11 protein-coding genes and 4 tRNA genes are annotated in these 14,469 nt (G+C 51.6%); 14 read left to right on the top strand and 1 reads right to left on the bottom strand.

The window, feature by feature from the left end; translation table 11 throughout:
• Positions 1-51: 51 nt before the first annotated feature.
• The 14 genes from wecB to A7Z06_RS19195 all read left to right on the top strand — a co-directional run bounded on the left by wecB (position 52) and on the right by A7Z06_RS19195 (position 12,204).
• Positions 52-1,182, top strand: a complete 1,131-nt coding sequence (gene wecB, locus A7Z06_RS19265) for a non-hydrolyzing UDP-N-acetylglucosamine 2-epimerase (RefSeq protein ID WP_010345125.1) — start codon at positions 52-54, stop codon at positions 1,180-1,182.
• Positions 1,179-2,441 carry a UDP-N-acetyl-D-mannosamine dehydrogenase gene (wecC, locus tag A7Z06_RS19260; RefSeq protein ID WP_000006632.1) on the top strand — a complete coding sequence of 421 codons (1,263 nt, stop codon included), beginning with the start codon at positions 1,179-1,181 and terminating at the stop codon, positions 2,439-2,441. The genes wecB and wecC overlap by 4 nt, the downstream gene beginning before the upstream one ends.
• A gap of 34 nt (positions 2,442-2,475) precedes the next feature.
• Positions 2,476-3,150: a dTDP-4-amino-4,6-dideoxy-D-galactose acyltransferase gene (gene rffC / locus A7Z06_RS19255; protein ID WP_001122573.1), complete on the top strand. Its 675-nt coding sequence runs from the start codon at positions 2,476-2,478 to the stop codon at positions 3,148-3,150.
• A 4-nt stretch (positions 3,151-3,154) separates the two neighbouring features.
• On the top strand, positions 3,155-4,285 hold the full coding sequence (gene rffA, locus A7Z06_RS19250; protein WP_000612031.1) for a dTDP-4-amino-4,6-dideoxygalactose transaminase: 1,131 nt from the start codon (positions 3,155-3,157) through the stop codon (positions 4,283-4,285).
• Position 4,286: 1 nt separating this feature from the next.
• Positions 4,287-5,537 carry a lipid III flippase WzxE gene (gene wzxE / locus A7Z06_RS19245; protein ID WP_000050238.1) on the top strand — a complete coding sequence of 417 codons (1,251 nt, stop codon included), beginning with the start codon at positions 4,287-4,289 and terminating at the stop codon, positions 5,535-5,537.
• Entirely contained in the window at positions 5,534-6,613 is a 1,080-nt protein-coding gene (gene rffT, locus A7Z06_RS19240) for a TDP-N-acetylfucosamine:lipid II N-acetylfucosaminyltransferase (RefSeq protein WP_105279542.1), read from the top strand. Before wzxE ends, rffT begins: the two co-directional genes overlap by 4 nt.
• Positions 6,610-7,962, top strand: coding sequence for an ECA oligosaccharide polymerase (wzyE, locus tag A7Z06_RS19235; protein ID WP_085461500.1), 1,353 nt, complete (start codon positions 6,610-6,612; stop codon positions 7,960-7,962). Before rffT ends, wzyE begins: the two co-directional genes overlap by 4 nt.
• Positions 7,963-7,964: 2 nt before the next feature.
• Complete coding sequence (gene wecG / locus A7Z06_RS19230; protein ID WP_001064054.1) at positions 7,965-8,705, top strand: lipopolysaccharide N-acetylmannosaminouronosyltransferase; 741 nt, start codon at positions 7,965-7,967, stop codon at positions 8,703-8,705.
• Between the two features lie 191 nt (positions 8,706-8,896).
• Positions 8,897-10,282 carry a bifunctional threonine/serine APC transporter ThrP gene (gene thrP / locus A7Z06_RS19220; protein WP_000774731.1) on the top strand — a complete coding sequence of 462 codons (1,386 nt, stop codon included), beginning with the start codon at positions 8,897-8,899 and terminating at the stop codon, positions 10,280-10,282.
• 102 nt (positions 10,283-10,384) lie between these two features.
• A tRNA-Arg gene (locus A7Z06_RS19215) sits at positions 10,385-10,461 on the top strand.
• Positions 10,462-10,519: 58 nt separating this feature from the next.
• A tRNA-His gene (locus A7Z06_RS19210) sits at positions 10,520-10,595 on the top strand.
• A 20-nt stretch (positions 10,596-10,615) separates the two neighbouring features.
• Positions 10,616-10,702: transfer RNA gene (locus A7Z06_RS19205), tRNA-Leu, on the top strand.
• A gap of 42 nt (positions 10,703-10,744) precedes the next feature.
• Positions 10,745-10,821: transfer RNA gene (locus A7Z06_RS19200), tRNA-Pro, on the top strand.
• Positions 10,822-10,968: 147 nt separating this feature from the next.
• On the top strand, positions 10,969-12,204 hold the full coding sequence (locus A7Z06_RS19195; protein WP_000941566.1) for an anaerobic sulfatase maturase: 1,236 nt from the start codon (positions 10,969-10,971) through the stop codon (positions 12,202-12,204).
• Positions 12,205-12,305: 101 nt separating this feature from the next.
• On the opposite strand, the gene aslA is transcribed toward A7Z06_RS19195, so the two are convergent.
• Entirely contained in the window at positions 12,306-13,961 is a 1,656-nt protein-coding gene (gene aslA, locus A7Z06_RS19190; RefSeq protein ID WP_000406040.1) for an arylsulfatase AslA, read from the bottom strand.
• Between the last annotated feature and the right edge of the window lie 508 nt (positions 13,962-14,469).

Below are 14,469 nucleotides of genomic sequence, written 5' to 3'. Positions count from 1 at the left end.
ACTGCTGCGGTGAGCGCAAAGGCGCTCGCCGCTTATTCAAAGAGAATCGATGTGAAAGTACTGACTGTATTTGGTACGCGCCCGGAAGCCATCAAGATGGCACCGCTGGTGCATGCGTTGGCAAAAGATCCTTTTTTTGAGGCTAAAGTTTGCGTCACTGCGCAGCATCGGGAGATGCTCGATCAGGTGCTGAAACTCTTTTCCATTGTACCTGACTACGATCTCAACATAATGCAGCCAGGGCAGGGCCTGACAGAGATAACCTGTCGGATTCTGGAAGGGCTAAAACCTATTCTTGCCGAGTTTAAACCAGACGTCGTGCTGGTTCACGGTGATACCACTACCACACTGGCAACCAGCCTGGCAGCGTTTTATCAGCGTATTCCTGTTGGTCACGTAGAGGCTGGACTGCGTACTGGTGATCTCTATTCACCGTGGCCGGAAGAGGCTAACCGCACGCTGACCGGTCATCTGGCGATGTACCATTTCTCGCCAACTGAAACTTCCCGGCAAAACCTGCAGCGTGAAAACGTTGCTGACAGCCGAATCTTTATTACCGGCAATACCGTTATCGACGCCTTGCTGTGGGTGCGCGACCAGGTGATGAGCAGCGATACGCTGCGTTCTGAACTGGCGGCAAATTACCCGTTTATCGACCCCGATAAGAAGATGATTCTGGTGACCGGTCACAGACGTGAGAGCTTCGGTCGTGGCTTTGAAGAAATTTGCCACGCACTGGCAGAAATCGCCACCACTCATCAGGACATCCAGATTGTCTATCCGGTACATCTCAACCCGAACGTCAGAGAACCGGTAAACCGCATTCTGGGGCATGTGAAAAATGTCATTCTGATCGATCCCCAGGAATATTTACCGTTTGTCTGGCTGATGAACCACGCCTGGTTGATTTTGACTGACTCTGGCGGTATTCAGGAAGAAGCGCCTTCACTGGGTAAACCGGTGCTGGTGATGCGCGATACCACTGAACGTCCGGAAGCAGTGATGGCGGGTACGGTGCGTCTGGTAGGCACGGATAAGCAGCGAATTGTCGAGGAAGTGACGCGTCTTTTAAAAGACGAAAACGAATATCAAACTATGAGCCGCGCCCATAACCCGTATGGTGATGGTCAGGCATGCTCTCGCATTTTGGAAGCGTTAAAAAATAATCGGATATCACTATGAGTTTTGCGACCATTTCTGTCATTGGACTGGGTTACATTGGGCTGCCGACGGCGGCAGCGTTTGCCTCCCGGCAAAAACAGGTGATTGGTGTCGATATCAACCAACAAGCGGTTGATACCATCAATCGTGGCGAAATCCATATCGTCGAGCCTGATTTGGCGAGCGTGGTAAAAACTGCCGTAGAAGGTGGATTTTTACGAGCGAGCACGACGCCGGTTGAGGCGGATGCCTGGTTGATTGCTGTACCTACGCCGTTTAAAGGTGATCATGAACCGGATATGACTTACGTCGAATCGGCTGCCCGCTCCATTGCGCCAGTACTGAAAAAAGGCGCGCTGGTGATCCTTGAGTCCACCTCGCCGGTGGGGGCAACCGAGAAGATGGCAGAATGGTTAGCAGAGATGCGTCCAGATCTGACTTTCCCGCAGCAAGTGGGCGAGCAGGCTGACGTGAATATTGCCTACTGCCCTGAACGTGTGTTGCCGGGGCAGGTGATGGTCGAGTTGATTAAAAATGACCGTGTGATTGGCGGTATGACGCCGGTTTGTTCTGCGCGCGCCAGCGAACTGTACAAAATTTTCCTCGAAGGAGAGTGTGTCGTCACTAACTCGCGGACGGCGGAAATGTGTAAGCTGACTGAAAACAGCTTCCGCGATGTGAATATTGCTTTTGCTAACGAACTGTCGCTAATTTGTGCCGATCAGGGGATTAACGTCTGGGAACTGGTTCGCCTGGCGAATCGCCATCCACGAGTCAATATTCTTCAGCCTGGGCCTGGCGTGGGCGGTCACTGTATCGCTGTTGATCCGTGGTTTATCGTGGCGCAGAACCCGCAGCAGGCGCGGCTTATCCGTACCGCACGCGAAGTGAACGACAACAAACCTTTCTGGGTTATCGATCAGGTCAAAGCGGCGGTTGCCGACTGCCTGTCCACTACGGATAAACGCGCCAGCGAGCTGAAAATTGCCTGCTTTGGTCTGGCGTTTAAACCGAATATTGATGATCTGCGCGAAAGTCCGGCAATGGAAATCGCTGAACTGATCGCGCAATGGCACAGCGGTGAAACGCTGGTTGTTGAACCGAATATTCACCAGTTGCCGAAAAAACTGATCGGACTTTGCACTCTGGCGCAGCTTGACGACGCACTGGAAACGGCAGATGTACTGGTGATGCTGGTCGATCACAGTCAGTTCAAAGCCATCAGCGGCGAACATGTTAAACAGCAGTATGTCGTAGATACCAAAGGGGTCTGGCGCTGATTACAGTGAATGACTGTTTTGAGGGAGTCACACAATGCCCATTCGCGCCAGAATTGAACCACTAACCTGGGAAAACACCTTCTTTGGTGTCAACAGCGCCATTGTGCGTATTAGTCCTGACGCGCCACTCCTGACGTCAGACGCCTTAGCGCCGTGGTCACGGGTGCAGGCCAAAATTGCCGCATCAAATACCGATGAGCTGGACGCCTTGCAACAACTGGGATTCTTACTGGTTGAGGGTGAAGTTGATTTGGTACTGCCTGTGAACAGTGCAAGTGATAGCGACGCAGAAGTGGCACAAGAGACAGATATTCCAGTGCTACGCCAGTTAGCCAGTGAGGCATTTGCGCAAAGCCGTTTTCGTGCGCCGTGGTATGCGCCTGACGTCAGTGGGCGCTTTTATGCGCAGTGGATTGAAAACGCCGTACGCGGCACTTTTGATCATCAATGCCTGATTTTACGTTCGGCGTCTGGTGATATTTGTGGCTATGTTTCTCTACGAGAGTTGAATGCCACTGACGCGCGCATTGGCTTGCTGGCAGGCCGTGGCTCCGGTGCACAGCTGATGCAAGCGGCACTAAACTGGGCGTATGCTCGCGGTAAAACAACATTGCGGGTGGCGACCCAGATGGGCAACACCGCCGCGCTTAAACGATACATACAAAGTGGTGCGAATGTAGAAAGCACCGCGTACTGGTTATACAGGTGATCACATGATTCCATTTAACGCACCGCCGGTGGTAGGAACCGAACTCGACTATATGCAGTCGGCAATGGGTAGCGGCAAACTGTGCGGCGATGGCGGTTTTACCCGTCGCTGCCAGCAGTGGCTGGAGCAACGTTTTGGTAGTGCCAAAGTGCTGCTGACGCCGTCCTGCACCGCTTCGCTGGAGATGGCGGCGTTGCTGCTCGATATCCAGCCTGGCGATGAAGTGATCATGCCGAGTTACACCTTTGTCTCCACCGCCAACGCCTTCGTGCTGCGTGGAGCAAAAATCGTCTTTGTGGATATCCGCCCGGACACCATGAACATCGACGAAACGCTTATTGAATCGGCGATCACCGACAAAACGCGTGTTATTGTGCCGGTACATTACGCGGGTGTGGCCTGTGAAATGGACACCATTATGGCGCTGGCGAAAAAGCATAACCTGTTTGTGGTGGAAGATGCCGCTCAGGGCGTGATGTCCACTTACAAAGGGCGTGCGCTGGGAACCATTGGTCATATTGGCTGCTTTAGCTTCCATGAAACCAAAAACTATACGGCGGGCGGGGAAGGTGGTGCGACGCTGATTAACGATAAAGCGTTGATTGAACGTGCCGAGATCATCCGCGAAAAAGGCACTAACCGCAGCCAGTTCTTCCGTGGTCAGGTCGATAAATATACCTGGCGTGATATTGGTTCCAGCTATCTGATGTCCGATCTGCAAGCTGCGTACCTGTGGGCGCAACTGGAAGCCGCCGAACGTATCAACCAGCAACGTCTGGCGTTGTGGCAAAACTACTATGATGCGTTAGCACCTCTGGCGAAAGCCGGGCGTATCGAACTGCCGTCGATTCCGGATGGCTGCGTGCAGAACGCGCATATGTTCTACATTAAGCTGCGGGATAATGATGACCGGAGCGCATTGATTAACTTCCTGAAAGAAGCGGAAATTATGGCGGTGTTCCATTATATTCCGCTACACGCAAGCCCTGCGGGTGAACGCTTTGGTGAGTTCCACGGCGAAGATCGCTACACCACCAAAGAGAGCGAGCGCCTGCTGCGCCTGCCGCTGTTCTACAATTTGTCGCCCGTCAATCAACGCACGGTAATTGCGACCTTGTTGAACTACTTCTCCTGATATGTCGCTGGCAAAAGCGTCCTTATGGACGGCGGCCAGTACGCTGGTCAAGATTGGTGCCGGGTTGCTGGTCGGTAAGTTGCTGGCGGTGTCATTTGGTCCGGCTGGGCTGGGGCTGGCGGCAAATTTCCGCCAGTTGATTACCGTGCTCGGCGTGCTCGCTGGGGCGGGCATCTTTAACGGCGTAACGAAATACGTTGCCCAGTACCATGATAATCCGCAGCAGCTACGCCGCGTGGTCGGCACTTCATCAGCGATGGTGCTTGCCTTCTCTACGCTGATGGCGCTGGTTTTTGTGCTGGCGGCTGCCCCAATCAGCCAGGGATTGTTCGGTAATACCGACTATCAGGGGCTGGTGCGATTGGTTGCACTCGTACAGATGGGGATCGCCTGGGGCAACCTGCTGCTGGCGCTGATGAAAGGTTTTCGTGATGCCGCCGGTAATGCCCTGTCGCTTATTCTCGGCAGCTTGCTTGGCGTTATTGCCTATTACGTCAGTTACCGTTTGGGCGGTTATGAAGGGGCGTTGCTGGGACTGGCGTTGATTCCTGCGCTGGTGGTGATTCCTGCCGTCATCATGCTAATTAAGCGTGGTGCAATCCCGTTAAGCTATCTGAAACCCAGCTGGGATAATGGTCTGGCAGGGCAGTTGAGCAAATTTACGCTCATGGCGTTGATTACGTCGGTGACCTTGCCCGTTGCTTACATCATGATGCGTAAACTGCTGGCGGCGCAGTATAGCTGGGATGAAGTGGGCATCTGGCAAGGGGTGAGCAGTATTTCCGATGCCTACCTGCAATTCATTACCGCCTCTTTTAGCGTGTATTTACTGCCCACGTTGTCGCGGCTAACGGAAAAGCGCGATATCACCCGGGAAGTGGTGAAGTCGCTGAAATTCGTCTTACCAGCAGTGGCGGTGGCGAGTTTTACCGTCTGGCTGCTGCGCGATTTTGCCATCTGGCTGCTGTTATCGAATAAATTTACCGCTATGCGCGATCTCTTTGCCTGGCAGTTGGTGGGCGATGTGTTAAAAGTGGGTGCTTATGTCTTTGGTTACCTGGTGATCGCCAAAGCGTCGCTGCGGTTTTATATCCTGGCGGAAGTCAGCCAGTTCACTTTGTTGATGGTATTTGCCCACTGGTTGATCCCCGTGCATGGCGCGCTGGGCGCGGCGCAGGCTTATATGGCAACGTATATCGTCTATTTCTCTCTTTGTTGTGGCGTGTTTTTACTCTGGCGTAGGCGGGCATGACTGTACTGATTCACGTACTGGGATCGGATATCCCTCACCATAACCAAACCGTTTTACGGTTTTTCAACGACGCGCTGGCCGCAACGAGCGAGCACGCGCGCGAGTTTATGGTTGCTGGCAAGGACGACGGCTTAAGTGACAGCTGTCCGGCACTTTCTGTGCAATTTTACCCAGGTAAAAAATCCCTGGCAGAAGCGGTCATCGCAAAGGCGAAAGCTAACCGGCAGCAGCGATTTTTCTTCCACGGTCAGTTCAACACCACGCTGTGGCTGGCGTTGCTGAGTGGTGGTATCAAACCCAGCCAGTTTTACTGGCATATCTGGGGGGCAGATCTCTATGAGGTCTCCAGCGGGCTGAAATTCAAACTGTTTTACCCTATCCGCCGGCTGGCACAAAAGCGAGTTGGCTGCGTATTTGCTACTCGCGGTGATTTGAGCTTTTTTGCTAAAACGCATCCTAAGGTGAGGGGCGAACTGATTTACTTCCCGACACGGATGAATCCATCACTCAATACGATGGCGAACGATCGGCAACGTGAAGGGAAAATGACCATTCTGGTGGGGAACTCCGGCGATCGCAGCAATGAACACATTGCCGCCTTAAATGCTGTTCATCAGCAGTTTGGCGATACGGTAAAAGTGGTGGTGCCGATGGGGTATCCGCCCAATAACGATGTGTATATCAACGAAGTTCGTCAGGCGGGGCTGAAATTGTTCAGCGAAGAAAATCTGCAAATTTTGAGCGAAAAACTGGATTTTGACGCCTATCTGGCGCTACTTCGCCAGTGCGATCTCGGCTACTTTATTTTTGCCCGCCAGCAGGGCATTGGTACTCTGTGCTTGTTGATTCAGGCAGGCATTCCCTGCGTACTTAACCGGGAAAACCCATTCTGGCAAGATATGACGGAACAACATTTACCGGTGCTGTTTACCACTGATGATCTCAACGAGGATATTGTGCGTGAAGCGCAGCGCCAGCTGGCGTCGGTGGATAAAAACAACATTGCCTTCTTTAGCCCGAACTATCTGCAAGGCTGGCGGCGGGCGTTGGCTATTGCCAGCGGGGAGGACGCATGAGCCTGTTGCAATTTAGCGGCCTGTTTGTTGTCTGGCTGCTTTGCTCACTGTTTATTGCTACGCTGACCTGGTTTGAGTTTCGCCGCGTGCGCTTTAACTTCAATGTCTTCTTTTCATTGCTGTTTTTGCTCACTTTTTTCTTTGGCTTTCCGCTGACCAGCGTGCTGGTATTTCGCTTTAATGTCGGCGTTGCGCCGCCAGACATTCTCCTTCAGGCGCTACTTTCTGCTGCTTGCTTCTATGCGGTTTACTACGTCACCTACAAAACCCGCCTACGCAAACGCGTTGTCGATGTACCGCGCCGCCCGCTGTTTACCATGAACCGTGTGGAGACCAATCTCACATGGGTGATCCTGATGGGCATCGCGCTGGTGAGCGTCGGCATCTTCTTCATGCATAACGGTTTTTTGCTGTTCCGGCTTAACTCCTACAGCCAGATCTTCTCCAGTGAAGTCTCTGGCGTGGCGCTAAAACGCTTCTTTTACTTTTTCATCCCGGCGATGCTGGTGGTCTATTTTCTGCGCCAGGACAGCAAAGCGTGGCTGTTTTTCCTCGTCAGCACGGTCGCATTTGGTTTGCTGACTTATATGATTGTCGGCGGTACTCGCGCCAATATCATCATTGCATTCGCTATCTTTCTGTTTATCGGCATTATTCGCGGCTGGATTTCGTTGTGGATGCTGGCGGCGGCAGGCGTGCTGGGGATTGTTGGTATGTTCTGGCTGGCGCTAAAACGCTATGGAATGAACGTGAGCGGCGATGAGGCGTTCTACACGTTTCTCTATCTCACCCGCGACACCTTCTCGCCGTGGGAGAATCTGGCGTTGCTGTTGCAGAACTACGACAACATCGACTTCCAGGGGCTGGCGCCGATTGTTCGCGATTTCTATGTCTTTATTCCTTCCTGGTTGTGGCCGGGACGGCCGAGCATGGTGCTGAATTCTGCCAACTATTTCACCTGGGAAGTGCTGAACAATCACTCCGGGTTGGCAATCTCGCCTACGCTTATTGGTTCACTGGTTGTTATGGGCGGCGCGCTGTTTATTCCTCTGGGGGCGATTGTGGTTGGTCTGATCATTAAGTGGTTCGACTGGCTGTATGAGCTGGGCAACCGCGAAACCAATCGTTATAAGGCCGCGATATTGCACAGTTTCTGCTTCGGGGCGATCTTCAATATGATCGTGCTGGCGCGTGAAGGGCTGGATTCGTTTGTCTCACGCGTGGTCTTTTTTATCGTGGTCTTCGGCGCATGTCTGATGATCGCAAAACTGTTGTACTGGCTTTTTGAAAGCGCCGGACTCATTCATAAACGCACAAAATCATCGCTCCGGACGCAGGTTGAAGGATAACAATGAATAACAACACCACGGCACCGACCTATACGCTGCGTGGCTTACAGTTAATCGGTTGGCGTGATATGCAGCACGCCCTCGATTATCTGTTCGCTGAAGGGCAGCTTAAGCAGGGAACGCTGGTTGCCATTAATGCCGAAAAAATGCTGACCATTGAAGATAATGCTGAGGTCAGGGAGTTAATTAACGCTGCCGAATTTAAATATGCTGATGGCATCAGCGTTGTACGTTCAGTGCGTAAAAAGTACCCACAGGCGCAGGTTTCCCGTGTTGCCGGGGCCGATCTCTGGGAAGAGCTGATGGCGCGCGCAGGCAAAGAAGGGACGCCAGTATTTCTTGTTGGCGGTAAACCTGAAGTGCTGGCGCAGACCGAAGCTAAACTGCGCAACCAGTGGAATGTGAATATCGTTGGCAGTCAGGATGGTTATTTTAAACCCGAGCAGCGTCAGGCGCTGTTTGAACGAATTCATGCCAGTGGAGCGCAAATCGTCACCGTTGCGATGGGATCGCCAAAGCAGGAGATCTTCATGCGCGACTGCCGTCTGGTGCATCCAGATGCGCTGTATATGGGCGTTGGCGGGACGTATGATGTCTTTACTGGCCATGTGAAACGCGCGCCGAAAATCTGGCAAAAACTGGGGCTGGAGTGGCTCTATCGCCTGCTTTCGCAGCCAAGCCGCATTAAACGCCAGCTTCGTTTACTGCGCTATTTACGCTGGCACTACACCGGCAACCTCTGATTTTCCTCTCTCTGTAAAGCGACGGAGTGGTCACTCCGTCACCTGTCTGCCGTTTTATTACACAAAGCATCCAAATTTTTAATGCTTCATTTGCCATTTCTTCTAAATTACGAAAACATTCGCAACACTCGATGTACCCATAACGATAACCGGTAACACCGGAAAAACATGCAAACACAACACGAGGATTTATGGCAGATAACAAACCAGAGCTACAGCGTGGGCTGGAAGCTCGACATATCGAACTCATCGCCCTGGGGGGCACCATTGGCGTCGGCCTGTTTATGGGGGCCGCCAGTACCCTGAAATGGGCTGGGCCATCCGTATTGTTGGCCTATATCATCGCCGGGCTGTTCGTCTTTTTCATTATGCGTTCAATGGGCGAAATGTTGTTCCTCGAACCGGTTACTGGTTCTTTCGCCGTTTACGCACATCGTTATATGAGCCCGTTCTTTGGCTATCTCACCGCCTGGTCTTACTGGTTTATGTGGATGGCTGTGGGGATTTCAGAAATCACCGCCATCGGCGTCTACGTCCAGTTCTGGTTCCCGGAGATGGCACAATGGATACCAGCATTGATCGCGGTGGCGCTGGTGGCGCTGGCAAATCTGGCGGCGGTGCGGTTGTATGGCGAAATCGAGTTCTGGTTCGCGATGATCAAAGTCACCACAATCATTGTGATGATCGTCATTGGCCTGGGCGTGATTTTCTTTGGTTTTGGCAATGGCGGGCAGTCGATTGGTTTTAGCAATCTCACAGAGCATGGCGGTTTCTTTGCGGGTGGCTGGAAAGGCTTCCTCACCGCCTTGTGTATCGTGGTGGCGTCCTACCAGGGCGTGGAGCTGATTGGCATCACCGCCGGTGAAGCGAAGAATCCGCAGGTGACGTTGCGCAGTGCCGTAGGCAAAGTGCTATGGCGAATCCTGATTTTCTACGTAGGCGCGATTTTCGTTATCGTCACTATCTTCCCGTGGAATGAAATAGGCAGCAACGGCAGCCCATTCGTACTGACTTTCGCCAAAATCGGCATTACCGCAGCGGCGGGCATTATCAACTTTGTGGTGCTGACGGCGGCTCTCTCTGGCTGTAACAGCGGCATGTACAGTTGCGGACGTATGCTCTACGCGCTGGCGAAAAACCGCCAGTTACCGGCGGCGATGGCGAAAGTTTCCCGTCACGGCGTACCAGTTGCGGGTGTGGCGGTATCAATAGCCATTCTGTTGATTGGTTCATGCCTGAATTACATCATCCCCAATCCACAGCGTGTGTTTGTTTACGTCTACAGTGCCAGCGTGCTTCCGGGGATGGTGCCATGGTTTGTGATTTTGATAAGCCAACTGCGTTTTCGTCGTGCGCACAAAGCGGCGATTGCCAGCCATCCGTTCCGCTCCATTCTGTTCCCGTGGGCCAACTACGTAACAATGGCATTCCTGATTTGCGTTTTGATCGGCATGTACTTTAATGAAGATACGCGTATGTCGCTGTTTGTTGGCATCATCTTTATGCTGGCGGTGACGGCGATTTATAAAGTTTTTGGGCTTAATCGCCACGGTAAAGCGCATAAACTGGAGGAATAAGCAGCAAAATGCACAAACCGTAACCAAACGCGCATTTTATTTAAAAAGGGACTAGACAGAGGGGTGCGAAGTCCGTATTATCCACCCCCGCAACGGCGCTAAGCGCCCGTAGCTCAGCTGGATAGAGCGCTGCCCTCCGGAGGCAGAGGTCTCAGGTTCGAATCCTGTCGGGCGCGCCATTTAGTCCCGGCGCTTGAGCTGCGGTGGTAGTAATACCGCGTAACAAGATTTGTAGTGGTGGCTATAGCTCAGTTGGTAGAGCCCTGGATTGTGATTCCAGTTGTCGTGGGTTCGAATCCCATTAGCCACCCCATTATTAGAAGTTGTGACAATGCGAAGGTGGCGGAATTGGTAGACGCGCTAGCTTCAGGTGTTAGTGTCCTTACGGACGTGGGGGTTCAAGTCCCCCCCCTCGCACCACGACTTTAAAGAATTGAACTAAAAATTCAAAAAGCAGTATTTCGGCGAGTAGCGCAGCTTGGTAGCGCAACTGGTTTGGGACCAGTGGGTCGGAGGTTCGAATCCTCTCTCGCCGACCAATTTTGAACCCCGCTTCGGCGGGGTTTTTTGTTTTCTGTGCATTCCATCACTCTCCCTTCGCAATAAACGCCCGTGGTTAATCATTGCCAAACGGTATTATTTCGCCCTTAAATTCATCGAAGGACGACTTCAGGCAAGGAGCGACTATGCTGCAACAGGTTCCAACGCGTGCTTTTCACGTAATGGCGAAACCGAGCGGTTCAGATTGTAATCTGAACTGTGACTACTGTTTTTATCTCGAAAAACAATCCCTTTACCGCGAACAACCTGTCACGCATATGGACGATGAAATGCTGGAAGCGTATGTCCGTCACTATATCGCTGCCAGCGAACCCCAAAACGAAGTGGCATTTACCTGGCAGGGCGGCGAACCAACGTTACTCGGGCTGGATTTTTACCGTCGTGCAGTGGCGCTACAGGCGAAATATGGTGCTGGCAGGAAGGTAAGTAACAGCTTCCAGACTAACGGTGTGCTGCTTGATGAAGAATGGTGTGCATTTCTGGCAGAAAATCATTTTCTTGTTGGGTTATCGCTGGATGGCCCGGCTGAGATCCACAATCAATATCGCGTGACTAAAGGTGGCAGACCAACGCATAAGCTGGTGATGCGCGCACTTAAACTACTGCAAAAATATCACGTTGATTATAACGTGCTGGCGTGCGTTAACCGCACCAGCGCGCTGCAACCGTTGCAGGTTTATGACTTTTTGCGTGATGCGGGCGTGGAGTTCATCCAGTTTATTCCTGTAGTGGAGCGGCTGGCGGATGAAAAATCTGCCAGCGACGGGCTAAAATTACAGGCGCCTGGTGATATTCAGGGGGAACTGACAGAATGGTCAGTGCGCCCCGATGAATTTGGTGAATTTCTGGTGGCGATATTCGACCACTGGATCAAACGCGACGTCGGCAAGATTTTCGTGATGAATATCGAATGGGCGTTTGCCAATTTTGTCGGTGCGCCGGGTGCGGTTTGCCATCATCAGCCAACCTGTGGACGTTCGGTGATTATTGAGCACAACGGTGACGTTTACGCCTGCGATCACTTTGTTTATCCGCAATATCGGCTGGGGAATATGCTTCAGCAGACCCTCGCAGAAATGGTAGATTCCCCGCAGCAGCAGGCGTTTGGTGAAGATAAATTTAAGCAGTTACCGGCGCAGTGTCGCAGTTGTAACGTGTTAAAAGCATGTTGGGGAGGCTGCCCGAAACACCGCTTTATGCTCGATATCAGCGGCAAACCGGGGCTGAATTATTTGTGTGCCGGGTATCAGCGTTATTTCCGCCATCTACCGCCATATCTTAAAGCAATGGCTGATTTGCTGGCGCACGGTCGCCCGGCCAGCGACATTATGCAGGCACATTTGATGGTGGTGAATAAGTAAAAAAGCGGCCATTTGGAGGCCGCCTGCGGTTGATTGCCGGATAAGGCGTTCACGCCGCATCCGGCAAGGTCAGTGTGGCCCGATGTAGCGATAGCGCCGGCTTAATCAGATTTAATCTGCGCGCGTGGCGGATATTTTTTCAGGATCTCCATATACGCATGCATTTCGGTCTGTAGCGGTACTCCCATCGGAATATGGCGCACGCCGATGGAGTCGCTTTCCTGCGGATCGGTATAGAGATTAAATACCGCAGAGCCCGCCGTTTGCATTACTGTACCGGTGAATCCTCCCTGATATCCGCTCTGGGTATAGGCATATGGCTGCTGAATAAGAACATGATATTTGAACTCATCCATACGCACAGCAGCGAGTTTACCGTTGAGGAAGTAGTGCTCGGCCTTACGGTTAGACTGACCATTTGTTCCCAGGAAGAAGGATGTCTGATCCACGCCATCGATAAAGGTGGTTTTCGGCACTAAATTTGCCACTTTCGCCCCAGGATGACCAGCCAGATCCAGCGCGGTAGGGAAGAGATCTGCCAGATCGACAATACCGTCAGATTTACGCGGTTGGATCATCCCTTTCCAGTAAACGAAAGTCGGTACGCGAACGCCGCCTTCCCAGGTCGAACCTTTAGAGCCACGAAACGGTGTGCGACCGTGCGGCGGCACTTCGGCTTCCGGGCCGTTATCGGAGGTAAAGACAATCAGCGTGTTATCGAGCTGACCGTTTTTCTCCAGTGCTTTATACAGGTTGGCGAACACATCGTTCATCTCAACCATACAGTCGCCGTAAGAGGTGCGCGCCGGAGAACTTCCCGCATATTTTGCGTTCGGGTAGTTATCAAAGTGACAGCCGCGAGTACCGTAATAGAGGAAGAAAGGTTTGTCGCTTTTTGCCATTTTGTCGAGGAACTTAACGCCATATTCCATCCAACGCTGATCCAGATCTTCCATATATTTCGGCGTAATGTCGGCAATGGCTTCCTGTTCACCGCCGCGCACCGCATGAACGTCATCTTTACTGAACGGCAGTTTTTTGATGTATTCAGAACGATCCGGGCTCAGGGCGACTTCCGGGTTTACGTGAACATCACGCCATTCGGTATACATATCGGACACTGAGTTGAAGCCACGGAAATCATCAAAGCCGACGTTCTGTGGCTGCGACTCTTTGTTTTCCCCCATGTGCCATTTCCCGATGGCCTGGGTGACATAGCCTTGATCATGCAGCAGTTGCGGTAGTGTCGTTAACCCTTGCAGACCGCCAGGTTGTCCGTACATCGGCGGCATCAAAATGCCGTGGTGGATGGAATACTGTCCAGTGAGAATCGTTGCGCGGGTTGGTGAAGAACTGGGTTGTGAATAAGCAGACGTTAAAATCAGCCCCTGGCTGGCAACGGCGTCAATATCTGGCGTTGGGTTACCTACTGCCACGCCGCCGCCGTTAAAGCCAACGTCCATCCAGCCTACATCGTCCAGCAAGAAAACAACCACGTTCGGTTTCTTGCCGGTTTTTTTCTCAAGTTCCGCCAGTTTCTGCTGGGTTTCTTTATCCTGCGCCGGGTGCTGCATTACCGGCATCATATTATCGGCAATTTGGGTTGCTGGTTTAACCAGATATTGATTTGGGTGATCGTAACCAGAAAAACCCTCGCGCGCGGTGGCAGTTGACGGGGTATCTGCTGCACTGACCATAAAGGGAATAGCAGTGGCAACAGCAATAACAAGACGTTTGGGTGAAAACGAAATTTCCATGTGAAATGCTCCGGTTTCCTGTCATCAAAACGACGACGTAATTAAGCATTGATAATTGAGATCCTTCTCCCTGATAAAATAGTTATATAAATAATTTATGGAAATATATTATTTATATACTGTGGGAATGTATATGAATATCAGGAGAGCATTTTCAATCCTACCTCCAGCGTGGCGGATATGTAAGGCTGGTTTATTATATATTATTGATTATTTATGCTGTTTTTATTTTGAATTCAATTAATATTTATATTGCCTATTTAACGACTTTAATTATTCATGAAATATATAATCGCGGCTGCCAGATTTGAGATAACATTCACCAATGTAATTATTGCAAGTGCATGAAAACAGGGTACAGAATTGTCTCATAACAAGTATTAAAGGATGTTATTTCCAGGGTCAGTGTGGCATAATAATTGGGTAGATGCTCATTCCATCTCTTATGTTCGCCTTAGTGCCTCATAAACTTAGGAATGACGCAGAGCCGTTTACGGTGCTTATCGTC

This window comes from Escherichia sp. MOD1-EC6819, assembly GCF_002965765.1.
GTDB lineage: Bacteria > Pseudomonadota > Gammaproteobacteria > Enterobacterales > Enterobacteriaceae > Escherichia > Escherichia ruysiae.
This window is presented reverse-complemented; position numbering and strand designations above follow the sequence as displayed.